20 protein-coding genes are annotated in these 21,653 nt (G+C 36.6%); 9 read left to right on the top strand and 11 right to left on the bottom strand.

All coding sequences use genetic code 11. The features are described 5' to 3' along the window. Nucleotides 1–37: 37 nt before the first annotated feature. Genes ACJJVW_RS14940 through ACJJVW_RS14930 form a run of 3 tightly spaced genes read right to left on the bottom strand, consistent with a single transcriptional unit; the run spans nt 38 to nt 4,043 of the window. The gene (locus tag ACJJVW_RS14940) at nt 38–802 is read right to left on the bottom strand and encodes a TIGR02757 family protein (RefSeq protein WP_405252908.1); all 765 of its coding nucleotides are present in this window, start codon (nt 800–802) and stop codon (nt 38–40) included. A gap of 58 nt (nt 803–860) precedes the next feature. After that, complete coding sequence (locus tag ACJJVW_RS14935) at nt 861–1,526, bottom strand: ABC transporter ATP-binding protein (protein WP_405252906.1); 666 nt, start codon at nt 1,524–1,526, stop codon at nt 861–863. A gap of 51 nt (nt 1,527–1,577) precedes the next feature. Continuing rightward, nucleotides 1,578–4,043, bottom strand: coding sequence for a DUF5916 domain-containing protein (locus ACJJVW_RS14930; RefSeq protein ID WP_405252904.1), 2,466 nt, complete (start codon nt 4,041–4,043; stop codon nt 1,578–1,580). A gap of 129 nt (nt 4,044–4,172) precedes the next feature. Between ACJJVW_RS14930 and folE the strand changes: the two genes are divergently transcribed. Continuing rightward, nucleotides 4,173–4,769 carry a GTP cyclohydrolase I FolE gene (gene folE / locus ACJJVW_RS14925; protein WP_298325168.1) on the top strand — a complete coding sequence of 199 codons (597 nt, stop codon included), beginning with the start codon at nt 4,173–4,175 and terminating at the stop codon, nt 4,767–4,769. Nucleotides 4,770–4,820: 51 nt separating this feature from the next. Next, nucleotides 4,821–5,132: a hypothetical protein gene (locus tag ACJJVW_RS14920; protein WP_298325164.1), complete on the top strand. Its 312-nt coding sequence runs from the start codon at nt 4,821–4,823 to the stop codon at nt 5,130–5,132. A gap of 96 nt (nt 5,133–5,228) precedes the next feature. Here the strand turns inward: ACJJVW_RS14920 and ACJJVW_RS14915 are convergent, their stop codons facing one another. Then, complete coding sequence (locus ACJJVW_RS14915; RefSeq protein WP_298325162.1) at nt 5,229–5,612, bottom strand: hypothetical protein; 384 nt, start codon at nt 5,610–5,612, stop codon at nt 5,229–5,231. 110 nt (nt 5,613–5,722) lie between these two features. On the opposite strand from ACJJVW_RS14915, the gene ACJJVW_RS14910 reads away from it, so the two are divergent. Together ACJJVW_RS14910 and ACJJVW_RS14905 are read left to right on the top strand one after the other, a co-directional pair. Beyond that, nucleotides 5,723–6,232 carry a DUF6155 family protein gene (locus ACJJVW_RS14910; RefSeq protein ID WP_405252902.1) on the top strand — a complete coding sequence of 170 codons (510 nt, stop codon included), beginning with the start codon at nt 5,723–5,725 and terminating at the stop codon, nt 6,230–6,232. Between the two features lie 141 nt (nt 6,233–6,373). Continuing rightward, nucleotides 6,374–7,897, top strand: a complete 1,524-nt coding sequence (locus tag ACJJVW_RS14905; RefSeq protein ID WP_298325156.1) for a DEAD/DEAH box helicase — start codon at nt 6,374–6,376, stop codon at nt 7,895–7,897. A gap of 102 nt (nt 7,898–7,999) precedes the next feature. Here the strand turns inward: ACJJVW_RS14905 and ACJJVW_RS14900 are convergent, their stop codons facing one another. The 3 genes from ACJJVW_RS14900 to ACJJVW_RS14890 form a co-directional block, all read right to left on the bottom strand. Next, nucleotides 8,000–9,316, bottom strand: a complete 1,317-nt coding sequence (locus tag ACJJVW_RS14900) for a dipeptidase (protein WP_405252900.1) — start codon at nt 9,314–9,316, stop codon at nt 8,000–8,002. Between the two features lie 73 nt (nt 9,317–9,389). Continuing rightward, a complete protein-coding gene (locus ACJJVW_RS14895; protein ID WP_405252898.1) occupies nt 9,390–9,878 on the bottom strand; it encodes a CAP domain-containing protein in 489 nt (162 codons plus the stop codon). 104 nt (nt 9,879–9,982) lie between these two features. Beyond that, on the bottom strand, nt 9,983–11,263 hold the full coding sequence (locus ACJJVW_RS14890; RefSeq protein WP_298325148.1) for a hypothetical protein: 1,281 nt from the start codon (nt 11,261–11,263) through the stop codon (nt 9,983–9,985). 275 nt (nt 11,264–11,538) lie between these two features. Here ACJJVW_RS14890 and ACJJVW_RS14885 point away from each other — a divergent pair, with 275 nt between their 5' ends. From ACJJVW_RS14885 to ACJJVW_RS14870, 4 genes are all read left to right on the top strand, one after another. Next, the gene (locus ACJJVW_RS14885; RefSeq protein ID WP_405252895.1) at nt 11,539–12,258 is read left to right on the top strand and encodes a DUF1223 domain-containing protein; all 720 of its coding nucleotides are present in this window, start codon (nt 11,539–11,541) and stop codon (nt 12,256–12,258) included. Nucleotides 12,259–12,331: 73 nt separating this feature from the next. Continuing rightward, nucleotides 12,332–12,466, top strand: a complete 135-nt coding sequence (locus ACJJVW_RS14880; RefSeq protein WP_013752148.1) for a hypothetical protein — start codon at nt 12,332–12,334, stop codon at nt 12,464–12,466. Between the two features lie 204 nt (nt 12,467–12,670). Then, nucleotides 12,671–14,068 (top strand): NAD-dependent succinate-semialdehyde dehydrogenase, encoded by a 1,398-nt coding sequence (locus ACJJVW_RS14875; RefSeq protein WP_405252893.1) that lies wholly within the window; start codon nt 12,671–12,673, stop codon nt 14,066–14,068. 1 nt (nt 14,069) lies between these two features. Next, complete coding sequence (locus ACJJVW_RS14870) at nt 14,070–14,513, top strand: nucleoside deaminase (protein ID WP_405252891.1); 444 nt, start codon at nt 14,070–14,072, stop codon at nt 14,511–14,513. 50 nt (nt 14,514–14,563) lie between these two features. Here the strand turns inward: ACJJVW_RS14870 and ACJJVW_RS14865 are convergent, their stop codons facing one another. Next, nucleotides 14,564–15,793: a multidrug effflux MFS transporter gene (locus tag ACJJVW_RS14865; protein ID WP_405252889.1), complete on the bottom strand. Its 1,230-nt coding sequence runs from the start codon at nt 15,791–15,793 to the stop codon at nt 14,564–14,566. Between the two features lie 101 nt (nt 15,794–15,894). Here ACJJVW_RS14865 and ACJJVW_RS14860 point away from each other — a divergent pair, with 101 nt between their 5' ends. Then, complete coding sequence (locus tag ACJJVW_RS14860) at nt 15,895–16,443, top strand: DUF4251 domain-containing protein (RefSeq protein ID WP_405252887.1); 549 nt, start codon at nt 15,895–15,897, stop codon at nt 16,441–16,443. A gap of 912 nt (nt 16,444–17,355) precedes the next feature. On the opposite strand, the gene ACJJVW_RS14855 is transcribed toward ACJJVW_RS14860, so the two are convergent. Genes ACJJVW_RS14855 through ACJJVW_RS14845 form a run of 3 tightly spaced genes read right to left on the bottom strand, consistent with a single transcriptional unit; the run spans nt 17,356 to nt 21,603 of the window. Further along, entirely contained in the window at nt 17,356–17,766 is a 411-nt protein-coding gene (locus ACJJVW_RS14855; RefSeq protein ID WP_405252885.1) for a hypothetical protein, read from the bottom strand. Nucleotides 17,767–17,770: 4 nt separating this feature from the next. After that, nucleotides 17,771–18,703 (bottom strand): hypothetical protein, encoded by a 933-nt coding sequence (locus ACJJVW_RS14850; RefSeq protein ID WP_405252883.1) that lies wholly within the window; start codon nt 18,701–18,703, stop codon nt 17,771–17,773. Further along, entirely contained in the window at nt 18,700–21,603 is a 2,904-nt protein-coding gene (locus tag ACJJVW_RS14845; protein WP_405252881.1) for a hypothetical protein, read from the bottom strand. Before ACJJVW_RS14845 ends, ACJJVW_RS14850 begins: the two co-directional genes overlap by 4 nt. Nucleotides 21,604–21,653: the final 50 nt, after the last annotated feature.

The following is a 21,653-nucleotide window of genomic DNA, read 5'->3' as shown; positions in this document are numbered from 1 at the left end:
TTCTATATAAATAATACTTATGGTGCATAGAGAATAACTAAAACTTTTCAAAAGCTCCTAAACCAAATAATGCAAAATCATATTTAACAGGATCCTTAGGATCCATCTTTCTTAATGCTTTATCAAGCTCTAATAAGGTTTTTGCATCGTTTTGCTTTCTTGTAAGCAGCTTGAGTTTCCTTGCTACATTACTCGTATGTACATCTAAGGGGCATGAAAGTAAACTAGGAGAAATTGTTTTCCAGATTCCAAAATCTACTCCCGCATTTGCATCACGTACCATCCATCTCAAAAACATGTTGATACGTTTGGCAGCAGAATTGCGCAACGGGTCACTCACGTGTTTTTGCGTTCTTTGTAAATGTTCGACCTCAAAAAATAATTTCTTAAAATTTGAAATAGCGGGTTGTAGGCCTTCACTTGTGATTCCCATCTTAAAAGCATTTTCAAGACCACCATGATTGAGATAAATGTGCTGTAGTGCTCTTATGAATGTCTCTAAATCTCCGCTATTAAAAGTACGATGTACAAACCCATCAAAAAGGTGTGCTTGATCTGGATCGTAGTTTAAGATAAAATCATAAGGTGCATTCCCCATGATCTCCATCATCTTTGTAGCATTCGTTATAATACTCTTGCGATTGCCCCAGGCAATAGTAGCTGTTAAGAAAGCGGCAATCTCAATATCTTCTTTTAGTTCAAATTGATGAGGGATTTGAATAGGATCGTGTGGAATAAAATCGCCATTCTCATATTGAATTGCTTTTTCGTCCAAGAAGATTTTAAGATCCTTTTTATTCATGTATTACTATGTTTTATGTAGTAGGGGTGTGGTGCGCTTTCGCGAAAGCGTACTAAGGTTAACTATTTACAAACTCGCCATCTTTCATTACAAGCTTACGGTCTGCCATATCTGCTAGCTCTTCATTGTGAGTAACGATAATAAGCGTTTGATTAAACTCATCTCGTAGCCTAAAGAACAACTTATGAAGATGATCTGCGCTTTCTGTATCGAGATTACCAGAAGGCTCATCTGCTAGTATGAGCGCAGGATTATTGATAAGCGCTCTAGCAACTGCAACTCGCTGTTGCTCACCTCCAGAAAGTTCGTTAGGTTTATGATTATAGCGATGGGACAGTCCTAAAAAGTCAAGAAGCTCTTTTGCTCGGGCCTCTGTGGGTGCTTTATCTTTTTTGGCAATAAATGCAGGAATACACACATTTTCCATAGCTGTAAACTCTGGAAGTAGTTGGTGAAACTGAAATATAAACCCAATATGCTCATTACGGAAAGCGCTTAGTAACTTAGATTTAAGTCCTGTTAGAGATTTTCCGTTAATGGTAAGTTGTGTTTGGGCATTGTTGTCGGGCATGTCTAGAGTGCCTAGAATCTGTAGTAGTGTAGTTTTACCAGCCCCACTTTGCCCTACAATAGAAACTACTTCTCCCTTTTTTACGTCTAATGCAACGTCTTTAAGGACTTGTAAGTTTCCAAAAGTTTTTGATATATGTTCTGCCTTTACCATAATACAATATTGACTGTGAAAGTACTATAATACCTGCTTTTTACCAACGTACTAGGCGGTCTTTTTAAAGATGCCTTTGACATTATTATAGTCTATAAAATAAGTAACTCTAAGGGATAGCGTGTGGTTAAGAGGTTCATCAAATAAGTTGCCAAGACTCTGTCCATAATCTAAAGTGGATTGCTCATCAAAGTTCGAAATCTGATGACGATAGAGTAGGGATGCTTCGCTTCCTGGAGCAAAACGCCAGCGGTAACTCACATCAAGATTCCAGATATTAAAGTTTGCATTAGGATCACGCTGTACGGTGGTATCGTAGTTATCTATTTGAGATCTCGACCCGTCAGTATTTAATAGGTAATACACGTTGCTACTGTGATCTGATACTGCCCAGAAGTTACGTAGACTTAAGTTGAGCGCCTTATAGGGATCAAAATTATAATTTACATTCACTCTGTTTTCTAAAGATTTTACGTCTCTAAGGCCCAAAAACACCTCTGTATCTGTGTTATCAACCCATCCAAAGTTATCTTTTCTACTAGAGTAATTAGATGATAAAATAACGAGCAATTTATCTGAAAATCTATAACGTGGTGAGAAATTAATACTGTGATTAAATTGATCTTGATTTCCAAACCACGAACGCACAGAACCTCTTAAATCAAAAGCAAATTTCTTTCTAAAATCGGTTGAGATAAAGCCACTACTACCTAGGTTAGACTCAAAGGTTACAAATCTTCCTTCTACTCTTGGCTCAAAATAATCCTGATCCTTTCCGTTGAGACTCATGTCAAGTCCGAAAGCTAAGCGCTCTGTGGTTGAGAAAAAAGAATCAAAGCGTATGCTGTTTCTTGTTTTGATACTAGGCTCATATAGACGTCTATGTCTTACGGTTACATCAAAACGATATCTATTAAATTTACCCTTAGGTTGTATCAACTCATAAGATCCACCTACAGCAAAGCTATTAAAGTTATTTCTAAAGTTTACGCCTAAATCGTTGATGTTGAGTTTAGTATCTGCAAAATCATGACCAAAACGATAACGCCAATTTCCTTTAATCTTTCTAAAGTCAAATTCTGATAGAAAACCGCTAGTGGTTTCTCCGGCTTCCCTTACGTTACTAAAAATTGCACGTCCAGATGCTCTAAAGTTATTCCCTTTATCTGCTATATCAAATACACCACCAGTAACATTTGCATTTCTAAATTTACTGCCACTTCTTGTTACATTAGTATTAATAAGCGATACAGAAGAGTTTTGATTAAACTGTTGGTCTAGTACAAATACATTGTAATTTGTGAGTGGTTCCACTACTTCGTCGCGTTTATTTTTTTCAATTACTTCAACGCCATTTACCTCTGTCGTTATTGTATTTTCTATGGTAGCAAAGGTTTCTTGACCTACTGAATTTAAAAACCCTATACCCAGACCGCCTTTGGTACGTCCAGAGATCTTTACAGAGTTTACAAGCTTTACGGTAGAGGGTGAAGATATTACCTCTTCTGTTTCTAATAGTTCAGGGCTGGCAGAAGGTGCTCCTCCTATACGTCTTGAGAAGAAAATTCTTCCTTTATTAAATAAATCTATTCCTTCTGTAAAGAATGCTCTATTCTCTCCAAAAGTTTGCTCAAAAGGACCTAAGTTGAGCTCTACATTATCAAAAGCTACTTGGCCAAAATCTGGAATTAGCTGGGCGTCAAGTGTAAAACTATCTGTAAGACCATATTTTATATCTAGACCTCCAGTAAAGTTGGTTTCATTATTTCCATCAAAGAAATTAGTAGAGGTTTGTGCAAAAGGGAAAAAAGTAAGCCTTACTGGTGGATCAATGTCACGTACACCAGTCACTGTACCATTATACTGTGTGTCTCTACCAACACCACGTTCTATAAAATTCCATGTATGTGTTTCGTTCTTTTTTACTAATCTTCTATAGAAATTCACACTCCAATCTTGAACTGCTACCTCTGGAAATCGCAGGGCATTATAAGGAATGCGATACTCTGCATACCATCCTTTGTCATCTCTAGAAACTTTACATTCAAAAACTACATTAAATCCAAAATCTCTGTTGTTCTGTGTAATACGTTGATCACCTATCGTTCCGGCGCTAGTTACATAAAACCGAGTTTCATTGATACCGTCATTATATGTATTTAACGCAACGACAAAATGATCTGCTTGTGAGAATACTTGATCTCGCTGACTGAACTGACTGGGTATATTTTCTGGGTCTGGATCAAATAAGTAGGCTGCTATGTAAACTGCCTTATCATCATAAGCCATTTTAATTTCTGTGCGCTGGTCTTCATCAATCGTTCCTACATTCCCAGGTTCAAACATGTTAAAGCCATCATAAGTAGCTAGAGACTTCCATACAGCATCATCGAGCACACCGTCTATCTTAGGTGGCGTGTTTATGCGCTCTGCATTAAGCGTTTTAGTTTGCTGAGCTTTAAGGAAATGGGGCAATAGTAAAAACAGGGAGAATATCCCAAATTGAAAAATGCGCATAGCATGTGTTTGATTGGCTTGACAAATCTAACCGTGTCATTCTAAGAAAACTCTAAATAAAAAGTTAAATAGAGAAATAAAAATGTTTAATAAATAGTATATTTGATTAAACAAAAATAAATATCTCCCATGCCATATAGAAGTTTTGAAGAGTATAACATTGAAGTTACAGACGAAATAAAAGATAATTTCACCTCAATTATTAAAAACTTAGGAGAAGACACCACTAGAGAAGGTATTGTAAAAACTCCAGAGAGAGCGGCAAAAGCTATGCAATTCCTTACTTCTGGATATGACATGGACCCAGCTGCTATACTTAAAGGAGCGATGTTTAAAGAAGATTATGATGACATGGTTATCGTAAAGAACATAGAGTTGTATTCATTGTGTGAACATCATATGCTACCTTTCTTCGGTAAGGCTCATATTGCGTACATTCCTAATGGTCACATCGTAGGGCTAAGTAAACTACCACGTATTGTAGATGTGTTTGCAAGAAGACTTCAGGTACAAGAAAGGCTTACACATGATATTTTAGAATGCATCAACTCGACATTAAATCCTAAGGGTGTTGCTGTGGTCATTGAGGCGTCTCACATGTGTATGATGATGAGAGGTGTACAAAAGCAAAACTCCACAACGACCACTTCAGGTTTTAGAGGACAGTTTGAAAAGCAAGAAACTCGTAATGAATTTCTCAAATTGATTTCATCTAGTCTAGATTAATAATTTTGGAATGTTATTTGATTAGTTTAAAGTATTATATTTAATATACTTATGGATAATCAAACAAATAAATACAAGCTTTTATTAATTGGACTTCTTATTGACGTCTTAGGTATTGTTACCTCAAGTTGGGTTTTTCCGGTAATAGGAGATATGTCTGACGTAGTATGGGCACCATTATCTGCATGGCTCATGACAAGATTGTATAAAGGCGCTGCAGGAAAAGTAGGAGGTGTTATCACCTTTGTAGAGGAGATTGTACCTGGTTTAGACATCATTCCTTCTTTTACTCTAATGTGGTTATATACATACGTTTTTAAAAGCTCAGCAATAGGACAAAGTATTGAGAAGAAATTTGAATAAACTTCTCAATTACAATTTGAACTACAACAGTATGTTATAAAAAAAGCCACTCAATCGAGTGGCTTTTTTATGATATCTATAAAGAGTAATTGTATACTAGTACTCTCTTAACGCCTTTACGTATTCACGTAATTCGTCTTCATTTGTTTTTTTATCTACATCTCTTATCAAGCAAAAGAAGTAGTGTAAGCTTTCTTCAGGAGTGCTTTCCGCAGGATCTGCAGCTGCAATCACTTCTTCATTTTCATCTTCAATGTCATCATCTGCAGGGATAGGAATTGCAAAAGTTCCTGTTTCCTCTATATGTTCAGCAGCAAGGCGTGTAGCTTTGGCTAATAAAGGTAGTTGCTCTGTAATAGTATGAGGGCGAAGCGTTTTAAGGTCTTCAACTACTGTATTTGTTATAATTCCGTTTTGAGCAACATCTCCTATGAGTTTTTTGATCAAGTTTACGGCTTTACTATCTTGAAGTGTATTCATTGTAAAATGATGGTTTATATATGAAGTTGGTATAGTTGCAAAAATAGGTTTTTGATTCGCTTTTTACGACTATTTTTTATTATAAATTCGCAATAAGTAATCAATTAGCAATGAGCAAACGGGCGTTAAAAAAGCAAATTTCTACATTAAGCAATGCAGAGCTTCAAGAGCAAATTATGGAGCTTTATGAACGTATACCTGAGGTGAAGACCTATTATGACTTTGTTTTTAACCCTAAAGAAGATAAGCTCGTAGACGAAGCAAAAATTAAAATAAGTAACGAGTATTTCCCCACACGACGCAAACGTCCTAGAAAAAGACGTTCTATTGCTCAAAAGTACATCAAGCACTTTAAGACATTAGGAGTGAACCCGCTGTTGCTTTCTGATGTGATGCTTTTTAATATTGAGATTGCACAAACATTTGAGCAATCTAGTCCAGGACTTCCAGATGCATTTTATAAAAGTATGCTCAATTCCTTTAAGGAGCTAGTGCAGTATGTTACTTATCATCATCTATTAGAAGAACTAGGAGAGAGGATAGAACACATCGTTTCACTAGCAGAAGAACGTAAGTGGCCTAACGCAGATTTGTTTGACGAAGCAGCAGATCCATCTTAAAAACACCCTCTTTCGTCCATTTTCAATAAATAAGGCATAATTTTTAAAATTGTGTCAAGAATTCTTGCAGTACGCTTTCGCGAAAGCATAAAAATCACTTAGTTTTGCAAGATTGACTTTTAACCGAAGAAACCTACACTTTTGAGCGACGCTATTCAAGAAAAAGAAACTCCAGAAAAAGAATTATACGATTACCAACTCAAGGATCTTGAGGCTGTTTTTAGCGTAATGGATCGTACATCGGAAGACTATAACTTGTTGTATCAACTACCTACTGGTGGTGGAAAAACAGTTATTTTCTCTGAGATAGTACGTAACTACATAAAAAGAGCAAATAAGAAAGTAGTAATCCTCACGCACCGTATTGAGCTTTCTAATCAAACCTCAAGAATGCTTACAGAATTTATGGTCCCTAACATGATCATAAGTAGTGACGTTAAGACCTTAGAAGAAGGTGATGATTATATGTGTTATGTAGCGATGGTAGAAACGCTTACTAACAGACTGCAAGAGGAGCAAATGAATATGGACGATGTAGGTCTTGTCATTATTGATGAGGCGCATTATAACTCCTTTAGAAAACTCTTCAGCTACTTTGATAAGGCTTTTATTTTAGGGGTAACTGCAACTCCACTAAGTTCCAATATTAAGTTGCCTATGAAAGACAACTATAGCGAATTGTTAATAGGGGAGAGTATACCTGCTTTGATAAAAAGAGGGTTCTTATCTAAAGCAAAAACAATAAGCTATAATGTAGGGTTGAGTTCCCTTAAGCTTGGTATTAATGGTGATTATACAGTAAAGTCTTCAGACATTCTGTACACAGATACCATCATGCAGCAAAAGCTTTTGAGTGCTTATGAGGATCAATCTAAAGGGAAGAAGACACTTATCTTTAATAATGGTATAAATACCTCTCGCTACGTCTATGAGACGTTTAAAATGGCAGGCTATGACATACGCCACCTAGATAACACTAATAGTGCTAAAGAACGAACAGAAATCTTAGACTGGTTTAAAAATACTCCAGATGCTATACTTACTTCTGTAAGTATTCTTACTACTGGTTTTGATGAACCTACGGTAGATACTATTATCTTAAACAGAGCAACAAAGTCACTTACCTTATACTTCCAGATGATAGGTCGTGGATCACGTATTGCTCCAGGTAAAACTACATTTAAGGTGCTTGATTTAGGAAATAATGCAGCACGTTTTGGGCTTTGGGAAGCACCAATAGACTGGAAAGAGATTTTTGCATACCCAGATTTCTATCTTGAAAACCTAATTGCAGATGAGGAGATAGAGCGCAACTTCACCTATGTGATGCCTCCTGATTTACGCAAGGAATTTGCCAATACTAAGAATGTTTATTTTGATATCAAGAAGGAATACAAACGTGTAATTAAAGAAGGACTTAAAGCAAAAACAGCATTAGAAAATGCCATCGAGCAACATGCAGAAATGGTGATTGAAAATAGTGAAGATGTTTTTGATGCTAGAATCCTTGCACGTAAGTTAAAGGATGATATCGCTTACCGTGTGCGTTTATATTCATATAGTATTATGAATAATACTAAAAACTATAGAGACTGGTTACAAGAAGATTACGAGCGTAAGTTAAAGCTTAGAGTTAATCAGATTTGTAGAGAACGAGATATGTAATCTCTGCAGGAAACTACCATAGTATATTTATAAAAAGAGCCCAGAAGTATAAACTTCTGGGCTCTTTTATTTTTGAGGATGATTAATTTCTATAATGAGAAATTAGCTTTTCTGCTCTGCGGCATATGCTTGCACTTCATCAAGAACACGTAGTAAATTACCACTCCATAGTTGCTCGATTTCTTCTTGTGTATAACCACGACGCACAAGCTCTATAGTTACATTCATAGTTTCTGACGCATCGCTCCAGCCTTCTACACCGCCACCACCATCAAAGTCTGATGAGATACCTACGTGGTCAATTCCTATCTTTTCTACGAGGTAATCGATGTGATCTATAAAGTCTGTCACGTCTACGGCAGGAGGAAGGTCTGTGCGTTCTGCCAGTTTCTTCTGCTGTGCAGGAAGTAACACGTCTGTATAGGTTTTGTAATACGCTTTTCTTTCGGCTTCTGGTAATGCTCTTGCTGCAGTACGATCTAGCCATATAACTCCTAGAGAATCTGCGATGTTTTTTATGACTTGATTTGCTTCAGCTTGGTATGCGTCATTTTTTTCTGTGTTTAAGTAGCTTTTAAAAGCTACTGTTTGCACTACGCCACCGTTATCTTGCATCCATTGCAATTGCTCGTCATCAAGATTACGGCTATGGTTACATAATGCTCTAGCAGAAGAGTGAGAAGCTATAATAGGTGTCTCACTTAGCTCAATCATCTGGCGCATGGCTTCCTTGCTAGGGTGTGATACATCTATCATCATCCCTACACGGTTCATCTCTGCAATAACTTCCTTTCCTAAGTCACTCAATCCATTGTGCAGCCATACATCATCGGCTTCACCGGTGTTACTATCACTTAGCTGGCTATGCCCATTATGTGCTAGTGACATATAACGACCTCCTAGATTATAGAACTTCTCTACATTAGAAACATCTGTTCCTACTGGATATCCATTTTCTATACCAATCATTGCTACTTTTTTACCAGATTTCCAGATATCTCTTGCTTCTTGAGAAGTCGTAGCCAGCTGGATTTGCTCTGGAGCAATCTCTTCACAGAGTTTATGAATGGCATCAAACTTTGACATTGCATTCTCATAGGCGGCTTTATAACCTTCTTCGTTAAGCTCTCCTTGACCTGTATATACTACAAACCACGGCACGTCTAGACCACCTTCTTGCATTTTAGGTAAGTTTACCTGTGATGCTAGGTTTTGTGTATAGTTTACGGTGTCTGTAAAGTTATCTACGTTTATATCGCAATGCGTGTCTAGCGTCATCACGTTGCTGTGTATTTCTTTCGCTTTTGCTAGTACTTCGGCCTCCGTCATTTCTTTTGGTGGTGCTACTTCTTTTTTCTTTGTTTCTTGACAAGAAAACATCGCTAGTATACAAGCGGTAATGGTAAGGGATCTAATCATTGGTTATTATGGTTTTTGAAGTTCCTAAGATACTGAAATTGAGTGGTCACATTTTCGCGAAAGCGTAATTATCTCAAAAGTCTAAAAAAAGCTGCGTGTCGTACCATATCCCGTTTGCATCTTGTATGGACGCAATGCTGGTATGTGTGGCATCACTTTCTATAGCTGCTTTGTGCTTGGGGCTATTGAGCCAGCCGTTTACAACACCTTGAGCAGTGCGGTAACCTTTACCTACGTTCTCACTCACAGCGGTGGCGCCTTTGTACTTTAAGTAATCACTACGCTTAAAGAAGTTATCGTGACTCATAAGCCGCTTGTCTACCATATAATTAGTGTGATCAAGGGCTTGGGCTTGAGATAGGGTAGTGCTTCTCAGGGTACTTATGCCAAGAGAGTCTCGGTAGTCATTTACGAGCTGTAAGATGGCAGCTTCTCTAGCGCTATCACTGGGTCTATTGCTCGTAGAAGTAATGGGTGGACTAGTGGTGGTGTTAGATTTCTTTTTCTTTTTACAACTGGCAGTAAGCACTACCAGAACAAGTAATACGTTTAAAATTCTCATATTTAGACACTTATGGTTAATAGTAGCTAAGTTATAAAAAAAAGAAGACCCTAGCGCTTATAGCAACTAGGGTCTACCAAACTAACCAACCAAAAATCTAATTCTTATCCTCTTCTAGATCTCGTAGATGTGCTTCTACTTGACTTGCTATTTGAGCTTCTGCTCGTGCGCTGCGGTGCAGCTTTACGAGATGAAGATCGCTGAGTGTTTACTTTACTTGAGCTTCTACTCTTAGTAGATACCGCTCTTTTTTGTGAGGTACGAGGTGCAGCTTTAGACTGTGTACGTGATCCTCTATTTGTTGCTACAGACTTAGTACTTCTGTTTGTAGTACGCGTTGTAGGTCTTGTAGTTCTAGGAGTACTTTTACGTACGCTATTACCAGATCTAGAAGATGCCGTAGGGCGTTGTCTAGGTGTAGTAGCTACTGTAGGTCTTCCTCGTTGTGTTTCATTACGATTAGAGATTACAGCACGCTTATTTGTACTTCTTCTTGACGTTGTAGTAGCAGTACCTCTCTGTGCACCATTACGGCTAGTAGATTGTGCTACACGACCATTTCTACTTGATGTATTTGCGCTAGATGTTCTACGTGCAGAAGTATTATTTCTTCTTGTAGTAGTAGTGTTAGCACGACTTGCAACGCGTCCTGTGTTTGCTCTTGTAAAGCGAGCGTTATTACGGTCTACATTATCACGTCTACCATTATTGTGAGCTACACGACCTCTATCTGGACGTCTAAAGTCACGGCGAGCATTTGCATACCCACGGTTGTAACCTCTGCTATAATTGTTTCTATGGAATGCATAGTTATAACGTACTGGTGTGTAATATCTTCTATATGGTGTATTAAATACTAGACATCTGTTAAAAACTGGTCTGTAATAATAGTTGTGGTATGGATGGAATACATAGTTTCTGTTATACACGTTGATGAAGCCTGTATAGTGAGAAAATAATCCGCGGTTGTTGTAATAAATCTGTAGTCCTCCTACACGAGATATTCTGTTGTCTCTATAGTTGATACGTACGTCACCTGCTTGTGCTAAGCGTCCGTAATTATCATAATAAAGCGGAGTGTCTTCTACTTGAATCACAGCTCCATACTCATCATACTGTACATATGGATCGTAGTCAAAACCTGTGTTAAAGCTTATGCCTACTGGACCAGCGTTTACAGAAAGGCTTACTCCTTCTACATACTGTGGTATGTAAAAATCAAACTCTCCATCTGGAAATACTGAAAATTCGATACCGTTTTCTACAAAAATATACTTGCTACCGTCATATACGGTACCGCGTCGTATTGATGTATCTTCTTCTGCTGCATAGGTACTTGCCGAGAAGGTAAGTAGTCCTATAAATAATAATGCAAGATGTTTCATAATGTTCGTTTTTAATTAATTGTGTGGATTGATGTTCACGATTAGGTAATTACAAGTAGCGTGCCAAAGTCTAAAAAGTACATTATGCTTGGTAGGGGGGAAGTACCGCTTTCGCGAAAATTTTAAATCTACAAAACACTTAATCTGATGAATAACAGTTTTTTAAATTGGCGAAAGCTGATTACATCAACGACGTTGCTATTGTTTCGTTTTAATTCTAATAATGGCCATGTAATGGAACCTATCTACTCTCGACCCATTATAAAATGGCTCCTATGAAATCAATACTGCTCACTTCGTTCTTATTATTAAGTACAATATTTACAGCAATCGGTCAATCTCCTACGGTGATTGAATTATTTACATCACAAGGATGTAGTAGCTGTCCACCCGCAGATAAATTAATAGCTCGTCTATCTGAAGAACTTAAGGAGGACGTTATTATTCTTTCTTATCATGTAGACTATTGGGATTATATAGGCTGGAAAGATCCTTATGCATCTGCTAGTAATACAAATCACCAATATGATTATGGTCGTACTTTTAATATAAGGAGCGTTTATACTCCTCAAGCAGTTATTAATGGTCGTAATCATGTGGTAGGATCTAATGAAAGAGAACTAAGGGGAGCAGTAGCTAGTGAAACTAGTCGTATTGATAAGTCAGCAGTTACTATTGCTTCAGTAGCGCGTGTGGCGGAAAGTGTTACTATTCAAGCAAATTTTAAAGAGCTTCCAGATAATGCTATAATTATGTATGCTCTCACTGTAAAGGAAAAAACGACCATTGTAAATAGAGGAGAAAACAAAAACAAAACCTTAAAAAATACGCACATCGTTGCAAATTTTAAAAAGGAGCAAGCATCTTATAATCAGCAAGATGTGGTTCTAAGTATTCCTTCGTGGGTAGCAAAGGATGACGATATTACAGTAGTTATTTATGTTTCAGAACCAGAGAACGGCATTGTAGCATCGGTAGCTCAAAACGTTAAATAACTCTGAATTAGCATTTTGATTAACAACTAGCTATGATGCTTTAAAATACCTTTATCAAAAAAAACATAAAGCTATGAATACTACACAAAACAAAAAGCACGCAGACTTTCAAGATGCACACAGAAGATCTTCAAACTTTAATCGTACCATCCCAAAAGAAGAATTTGAGATTAAAGGTAACGGAGACGTTACTTTAGATAATGAGTAAGACTTATATAATACTTGTAAGTTTTTTTAAGATAAACCCTTTGATAAAGAGCCACTACCACATATAAGGTAGTGGCTTTTTCCTATTATAGAGATGATACCTTACTCGTTAAACTTCTCTAAAGACAACTCTTAAATACTATTAAAGTGCATTCTCAGCATGTAGTCTCCCCGTAATTTTACAACAACAAAAAAAACATTACCAATGGAAAGAGAAATAAAAGGAGGTTTTAGAACCATAAATCCTCATACCGAACAATCAATTAAGGAGTATACATATTTTACAGATGATCAGGTTACAGAAGCGATAGACAACTGTCACGATGCTTTTAATGACTGGAAAATGCAATCGCTTGACGATAGAGCCACTGTAATTAAAAATATAGGAGAGCAACTTAAAAATTATAAAGATCAACTTGTACAACTCATGACCGATGAGATGGGTAAAACCATTGAACAAGGGAAAAGTGAGATTGATCTTTGTATTGCCATCACTCAATATACTGCCGAAAACGGAGTAAAAGAATTACAACCTATAGAAAGAACACTACTAGATGGTGGAAAAGGAATTATCAACTTTTCTCCAGAAGGTGTTATTTACAGTATCCAGCCGTGGAATTTCCCAACATACCAACCACTTAGAGTTGCCATTGCAAACTTACTAGCGGGTAACGGGATTTTATTAAAGCACGCTCAGAATGTAACGGGAAGCGCATTATTAATAGAAGAGCTCTTACTTAAAGCTGGCGTACCAGAAGGACTTTTTAAAGTACTTGTGATAGATCACGCACAGTCTGATAAGGTGATAAGCAATGATAAAGTACGCGGAGTGACATTTACAGGAAGTTCTGCTGGAGGAAAAATCATAGCAAAAACTGCAGGAGCATCTATTAAGAAAACAGTGTTAGAGCTGGGAAGTAACGATGCATACATCGTACTTGATGATGCAGATGTAGAAGAAGCTGTAAAAGCTTGTGTACAAGGTAGAATCATAAATAATGGTGAGACTTGTATTGCTGCAAAACGTTTTATCGTAGTAGATAAAGTGTATGATGCATTTAAGGAAGGCTTTGTACAAGGAATGAAAGATGTGGTCATGGGAGATCCTAATAAAGATGGAACACAACTAGGACCAATTGCTCGTAAAGATTTACAGGAGTTGCTAAGCGACCAAGTAAAAGAAAGTGTAGAAAAAGGAGCAAAAATTGAAACTGGAGGAGAAATACCAGATGGTAGCGGATATTACTACCCATCTACAGTACTAAGTAACGTACAGCCTGGACAACCAGCTTATGATGACGAACTCTTCGGGCCAGTAGCTTCTTTAATTAAAGCAAAAGATAATGAAGATGCAATGCGCATAGCAAATGATAGCCGTTTTGGACTAGGAGGAGGAATTTTCTCTAAGGATGAAAAAGCAGCAGTAAAGCTAGCACAAGAGCACTTTGATACAGGAATGATATTCATTAATTCTTACGGACTTGCACAGCCTATGATGCCTTTTGGAGGAGTAAAAGACTCTGGATATGGTAGAGAGCACGGAGGATTCGGGATTAAAGAATTTGTAAATGCTAAGTCTATTTTACTAGCAGAAACTGAATAATATGAGTTATCAGTCATCTTTTATGAAGCAAGCCATTGCGCTAGCTCGAGAAGGTAAAGATACAGACGGTGGCGGCGCTTTTGGCGCCGTCATTGTTCGTTCTGGGCAGGTTATTGCAGCTTGTCATAATCTCGTGGGAGGTTCGCAAGACCCTACGCTGCATGCAGAGTTACGTTGTATTCAGCTAGCTTGTAAAGCGCTGGGTACAAAAGATCTTTCAGATTGCGATTTGTATACGAGTTGTGTGCCTTGCATGATGTGTTTAGGCGCAGCGAGATGGGCTCGATTTCAGCATATTTATTATGGAGCTTCTGCTGCCATGGCAAAAGATGCTGGCTTTATCTATAGCGATATGTTTTATGCTAGAGATATTGAGGCACGTGATCAAGAATTTAACATGCAACAGTTTCTTGGAGAAGAGGCAGCTGCGGTGTGGAACGATTAATTATGGAGTTACGCTTTCGCGAAAGCGTACTAACAACCACTCCAATGATATTAAGGCTTCAAGACAACCGTTCTTGGAGCCTTTTTCTTTATCCAGAACAGAATACAGAGTGATATCGCGGCACACGAAGAAAAACCAATGAAGAGTGGGAGCGTGGTCTCCTCAATAAAACGACCTATAAAGGTACTGATGGGAACTGCCATAAGTGTAGAAATAAGTCCCGTAATTGCCGCTCCTATACCAGCAATGTGACCTACAGGCTCCATCGCTAGCGCTCTAAGATTACCAAACATAAAACCTATACAGAAAAACTGCATTGCAAAGAACCCTATGAGTACATATACCGAAGGATGCAGCACATCATTAAATAAAATCACATATAATATGGACACGATAAAGAAGCCTATGAGGGCACCGGTGACTATTTTTTCCATCCCAAAACGCACGACAAAGTTGGCATTGAGCAAGATAGCAGCACCTATAGCCGAGGCAAGACCGGCAAAAATGTAAGGAAACTCATCTACGAGTCCGTATTGATTTTGGAAAATTTGCTGACTAGCACTTATGTACACAATAAACGAACCTACAATAAAGCCTTGTATAATCGTGAATCCCATGGTGCGCTTATATTTTATAGTCTCGCGGAAACCCCTCGTTATGCGCTCTAGAGAAAAAGGAATTCTGTTTGCTGGTTTGAGTGTCTCTTCCTGGCGCCTCCAGAACCATAGCATTACAAAGAGGCTTATTATTACCTGCACTAAGAAAATCGCTTGCCAGTTCCAGATGTCCAGAATCACTTTACCCATAGCAGGAGCGATTATAGGAACAAGTAAAAAAACTACCGTGACAAAAGACATGATACGAGCCATATAATCGCCTTCATAAAGGTCTCTTATAATAGCAACACAGATGGTACGCGGCGCCGAAAGTCCGATGCCCTGTAATATCCTGCCTAATATCATTACTTCAAAACTACGTGTGTACATACATATAAATGAAGCGATTATAAAGACGGTAAACCCAAAGTAAACAGAAGATTTTCTACCTTTAGCATCGGCTAGTGGTCCAAAGACGAGTGGTCCCAGGCCTAGACCTAAGAAAATCATGCTTATAAGTAGCTGATTATCGGCGGGAGTTTTGGTTTGTATCGCAACACCTATAATATCAAGTGCTGGAAGTAGGGCATCAATAGATAGTGCGGTGACAGACATTAAAGCCGCCATAAGTGCGATAAATTCTATTTGCGATCCTTTCGTTTTTTGCATTCGGCAAAAGTACAAGAATGCCTTACGAGCGATGGTCGTTTTATGTAAAATCTAACACCGTGTTAACACACCACAAAGGAATAGTTTTTGCTACCTTTTTAATAAAACTGCATCTTATGAAGAAATACATCATCATCATCCCGTTTCTTATACTCGCAATCGCGTGTAAAACTAAGCAACCCATGACGCAGCAAGAGCTGGCAACAGCAAGCCGTGTGCAAGAATTAATAGACAATCGCAAGATTGATATTACAGCAACCTGGGCATACCCGCTGGCAAGTAATGTGCTCAACCAACTAGCAGTAAACAATGGGCTAGGGGCTGGTAATAGCGGTAGCCGCATCAATTTACTGGGTAACGGTAACTTTCTCAAAATACATAATGATAGCGTGAGCGCTTATTTACCGTATTATGGCGAGCGTAGGATGGGCGGTGGTTACAACTCCTCAAATGGTGTAGAATTTTCTGGAATTCCTAAATCCTTTGAAATTACCAAAGACAAGAAAACAGATCGCACAGAAATGACATTTTCTATATCTCAAGACGCTGAAACCTATGAGGTGTTCATAGAATTTTTTAATACCAAGAAGGTGCAGATTTCTGTAAACAGCGTGCAGCGCACAAGCATTCGCTATGATGGATTTATGGATTTAGATGCAGAATAATGTTTTTATAACGCTTTCGCCAAAATTTGAACAGATGATACTTAGTCTGTTTGATTTCAAATAAACGCACAGAGATTACATACGTAGCATTGCCATTACTCCAAAAACTTAAGAACCTTTGAGTATATGCTTTTATAATTTGGCTTTGTGAACTAGAAGTAGTACGAAGAGAGACTGTACAGCTAGTTATTTGTTTTAGGAATTGTAAAGAGTACTAACAGTTAATCAAATATTCTATTTGACATAATATAAATTATGATACAAATTGATATATGAGTAAAATGGCGAATAGAACCTTTTCGGTTCTATTTTACATAAATGCAGATATAGCGCCTTTAGGTCTATATCGTCAGCATTTATGTAACAGCCCTTTTACGGACATATTGCTATAGTTGACTTTAGGAGATTCACGGAATCCTATGACGAAATCCAATAACTAAAACCTTGTGAGTAACTATGTTTGAGCTCTTTTTTGGATTGATCAACACTTACATCTGTAAAATGCTACGTTTCTTCTTTTGGTTATAATTCTCTTATATGGGAAAATGTGCGGGATGATTTTGTTTGAGCGATTCTCGTGAGGTTTTTTTTCTTGAAATTTAAAAATTAAAACTGCGTGAAACTTTGGAAACACGGACGAGCGTTAAGAAAATGTCTGGGAGACATTTTTAGCGAGTAGCGAGGCTGTGGCGTTGTTGGTGCTCTATCGCTACATTTTAGAAAGGTTTTGTTAGTATTAATATAGATTTAATAAAGCCTTTAAACTTTGTCATACTTGAGATTACTTAGTCTAACTCTCTAAAATATAAACGCTCTTTCACCTACTGTCCTACCAAAGTTTTCTGAGGCCGTTTTGCCAACGCAACATCTGGGTAAAAGCGTACAACTTCTATTTTACATAATATTATAAAACTAAGAATTTAGTTTGTCAACCATATTTTCTAACGAGTATTTAGTTAATTCTGGAATTGTATTGCTAAATACTTTAATCTCCCAATTAGACAAACTGGGCATTAATGACACATTATTCTCAACGAATATGTTGTTATCAGCTTGTAATAAATCTTTTGATGGAATTAAATAAACAACCTTTGGTTCTTTATCTATTATTAAAATTAAAGCGATAAACAAGTTATCTTTTAGTTCTCCTAAATCTTGCTTTGTTACTTTAATGCTACGTTGTGTAGTGTCTAAATCAATGTATTTCAGGTATATTTCTTTAGTTCCGATTATAAAATCAACTCCTTCCCTCCCATTTGATTTTGGAGTTAATTCTAAGTTATGACTTTTGAATTCTGATTTTAGAAAATCTAATACAATCATTATTTTAAGAACTATAATTGTTAATCATCACTTTTAAATTATTTCCTTCTTCTGTTATCCAATGGTTTTTAATTATTAATTCCTTTATTATAGTTTTATCCTTTGCTAAGTATAACTCTGATTGTAAGCCAGACAACAATTCTGGTTGGTCAGGGTATAGCCAATGGCTTTTATGTTCTGTTGTAGCAATACCTCTTGATATACCATCTGGATGTAATAGTTTTAAATCTGGGATTTTTTGCTTTGCTAACTGGAAAATTTCTAGTCCGTCTTTATCCCAATCGCAGGAATAGTAAATAGGTAATCCTCTTCTTATTTGATGTGTGTATTCTAATTTAGGAATATTTCGACCACCAGCATACCAAAGCTCATAGCCATTAGCTCTGGGTATTTTATCTCTGTTGAGAAAATTACCGTTTTCACACAAAATGATAAGATTAGGTTCTTCACATTGTAAAACGTAAAGATATTGTTGACTTTTATTGTCTACAAGCGTAATACCAAATATGGTATTTATAGCATTTATTAAAAGTGTTTTACCATCGAGATATTTATCATTTTTAAAAAACATATGTGAGAAACCTCTAACAGATTCTTGTGCTTCTTCTAAATCATTTCTTCGCTGCAAAAGACTACCATTTGTGATACCTTGTTTAAACTGTATCAGTAAATCAATATCTTTCTTGTTAAATCGTAACTGTGGTTTTAAGAGTCCTTCACCTTGTAAGAAAGTTACATAATTTTCGTAATCTTCTAAATATCTTCTTTCATAAACCTCAAGGAATACATCATTTCTCGTGTAAAATTTTCTCCCACGCTCAATTTCTAAAGCGTTTTGGTGATTTTTTAATATGGGACTTTTCGCCAAAGTCTGATTTATTCTGACTTCACCATTGGTGTACAGTTTATGTAATGCCTTTATTTCAATCCAATTCATTTTTGATTCATTCTTTTAAGGTATCCCAGTAACTGTTCGTTTTTATAGTTAGTTTTAAAACTGCTATTCGGGATTGGATAGTTTCTGTTCTTGTCCTTTTTTCCTTCGATTAGTTGGTGTAAATACCAACCGTTATCGCTATTAGAGCCAAATGGTTCAGGTGTCATCGTTATAATTTGATAACCATATTTTTTTGCGATTTCTGGAAATGTATTGAAGTTATCGTCGTCAAGATTAGAAACTTCTTCAAGAATTAAAAATTTAAGTCCTTCTCTTATGTTTTTGGATGTAATGGACAATCTGCCGATACCAAGTAAGACTCTTGCAGTATAGCTTTCACCCGTGCTTCCAGGATATTCTTTGCCATCATCATCTTTAAACTCTGTTTTTAGTGTAAAATATGTTTTAGGGTCTAACAGGTCTGAGAAGTTAATAGTATCAGAATAGCCTGAGATTTCTTTAAACGATTCTTCAACAAATTCTTCTACGTTGTCAGAATTAAAAAGTCCAGCTGCTTGCGCTTTCGAAGATAAATCGTTAATCCAATTTACGTTAAACATTTTGCTAGGGTCAAACACAATTTGAAAGTAGTATTTTTTACTAATCAGCTCTCCCTTAAAGAAAGTATTAAGGTTTGTAACTACTCTTTTATAGTTGTCGTACTCATCTTGTGTTTTACTAAAAATACTCAGCATCGAGTCTATAATAGTCTTTGCAAGCTTATTTCGGTTGGTATAAAAGCTGCTTAATGCACTTTCTATATTTTTTGTAGTTCCAATGTTATTGCCCAAAAGCTTTTTCTCCAACAACTTAAATTCGTATTGATGCTGTTTTTTATCTTTTATTTCGATATCATCATTAAGCTCTTTGTAAATGGTTAAAGCGGCATCATACTTTTGTTCATAGGCTATTTTAGCGAGTGCGTACACCTCTTGATAACCCTTATCTTCATTTGTCTTCCACTTATCTAAAACATTCTTTAGTTCTGGATATTTATCTGTGATAAATTTCTTCTCCTTTGTTAAATTACTTTGTAGTTTGTGTTTTTCCGCTTCGACCTCTTCTGGTTTAAAATTGATAGCTTCTAATTGCTCTGACAATGTTTTAATTAGCGTTTTTGCTTCTTGATGTTTGCTATTTGCTTTAAGCTGTGCCTGATTTAAAGTGTCCTGTTCTTCGTTACATTTTTCTAATTCATCTGCCAAATTCTTTGTAGAAAAGTTGAAGGGAATTGTTTCGCTTAAGACTTCTAAAGCATCCTTATCAGCAGTCAATTCCGACTTAACACTTTCCTTTAAAGTGTCTAAACTTTGAATCATTTCCAACGTTTTTCTGTATTCATTGACTTGGCGCTGGTCTGGAATAGTCATATCCCATTTAAAGTCAAAATCAAGATACTCTAATGCTTCTGTCTTACCCTGTTCTAAAGATGTTATTTGCCTCAATGTTTCTTTTATGACATTTACTTGAGTGTTAAGTGTTTCCTTTTTTAATGCAAGTGCTTTTGATAGCTCCTCTGAGTTTTCGAATAGTCTTTCTGAAGATAATGCTTTGATAAATCTGTGAATACCGCCCATTGTAAACCAATATCCGCCATTGCCATCATCTTTTTTAATATTGTTGTTATCAAGTATGTTTATATTTTCGGTGTACATCACACTGTCCAAAACATTTTCTGGAAACTCCCAATGCGTGTCTAAAAGAAATTCTCTCAATACCGTTTCCTGCCCTAAAGAAATACTCTTATTATCTTTTAAGACTTTAGAAGCAAACGACTTGTCATTATCTAAACTCAAAATGTCAATTAGTTTTTCAGTATTTACCTTGTCGTCTTGTAATTTTTGCTTGAGCGTATTTAATGAAGCAACTTGCGATTGATATTGCTGTTCTATTTTATCGACACTACTATAGGTTTTAAGTAAAGGTAAAAGATGGTTTACTTTTTCTATTACTGCATCAGGAGAACTATTCGTAAAATCAAACTGTTTACTTTGTTGGTCTAATCCCTTTGGTATCTTTAAGGCACGAAGCGCAGCATATGTCTTGGTTTTGGCTTCAAAGGCTTGGTGATTATTTTTATAGGTATTAAGGTTACTTAATGCTGTAGAGTATATTTTGAACTTATTAATGGCATTATGCGCCTTAGTTTCCAAGTCTGGTAAAGCTTTTTTCTGTTTGCTAATATCTGTTTTAAGCTTTTTCTCTCTTTTCGCAATGTCATCCCATTCTTTGCATTGGATATCAAATTCTTGTTTTTGTTGATGATACTTATATTGAAAATACTCTTTTTCTGAACTAATGTATGCTTTTGTAAGTGTTTCTAAATCTTCTAAAAATGCTCGTTTGCCTTTTAGCGTTTCAATAAGCAAACTCAAGTTTTTATAACGCGCTACATAATCATCAAGATTCTTTTTGTTCTGCTTATAGTTGTCCTCAATTTCAGCTTTTTTATTTTCGAACAGAAAATTTTTAAGGCTAATATCCTTATCTGTATCAAGTGTATTTGCTTTTGAAAAAGCCTGTAGTACTTTCGCGAAAGCGGTAAGATGTGCTTCTTGACTAAGATTGAGAGGTAGTATGTTTTTATCGTAAAAAAACTGATATAATTCCTTGCGTTCTGCCTTTTTTGAATAAATGTCTAAGTGAAGCTCATAGTTATCGCGTAGATGCCTTGTGAGAACATCTATGGATGGAATAGTCTTATTTACTATGAAGTTGTCGTGATATATAAGTCTGTCTTCTGGTATGAGATATTCGCTAATGCTTTGACGCTCTTTTACTGTTTTTCTACTATCAACGCTAGCATCAAAAGGCGCATTTAACACCCGAAACAACTTGATTTGACCAGAACTTGTATTTGGGATATTCACTCCAAAGGTCAAGTACATTTTATGCTCCACCTCAATATTTAAAAAGAAATAAGCATTGGGACCGCTATAAGGAATAGTGT

The organism is Dokdonia sp. Asnod3-C12 (genome assembly GCF_045063975.1).
GTDB lineage: Bacteria > Bacteroidota > Bacteroidia > Flavobacteriales > Flavobacteriaceae > Dokdonia.
The sequence above is the reverse complement of the archived record's forward strand: the minus strand, read 5'-3'. Positions and strand labels throughout refer to the sequence as shown.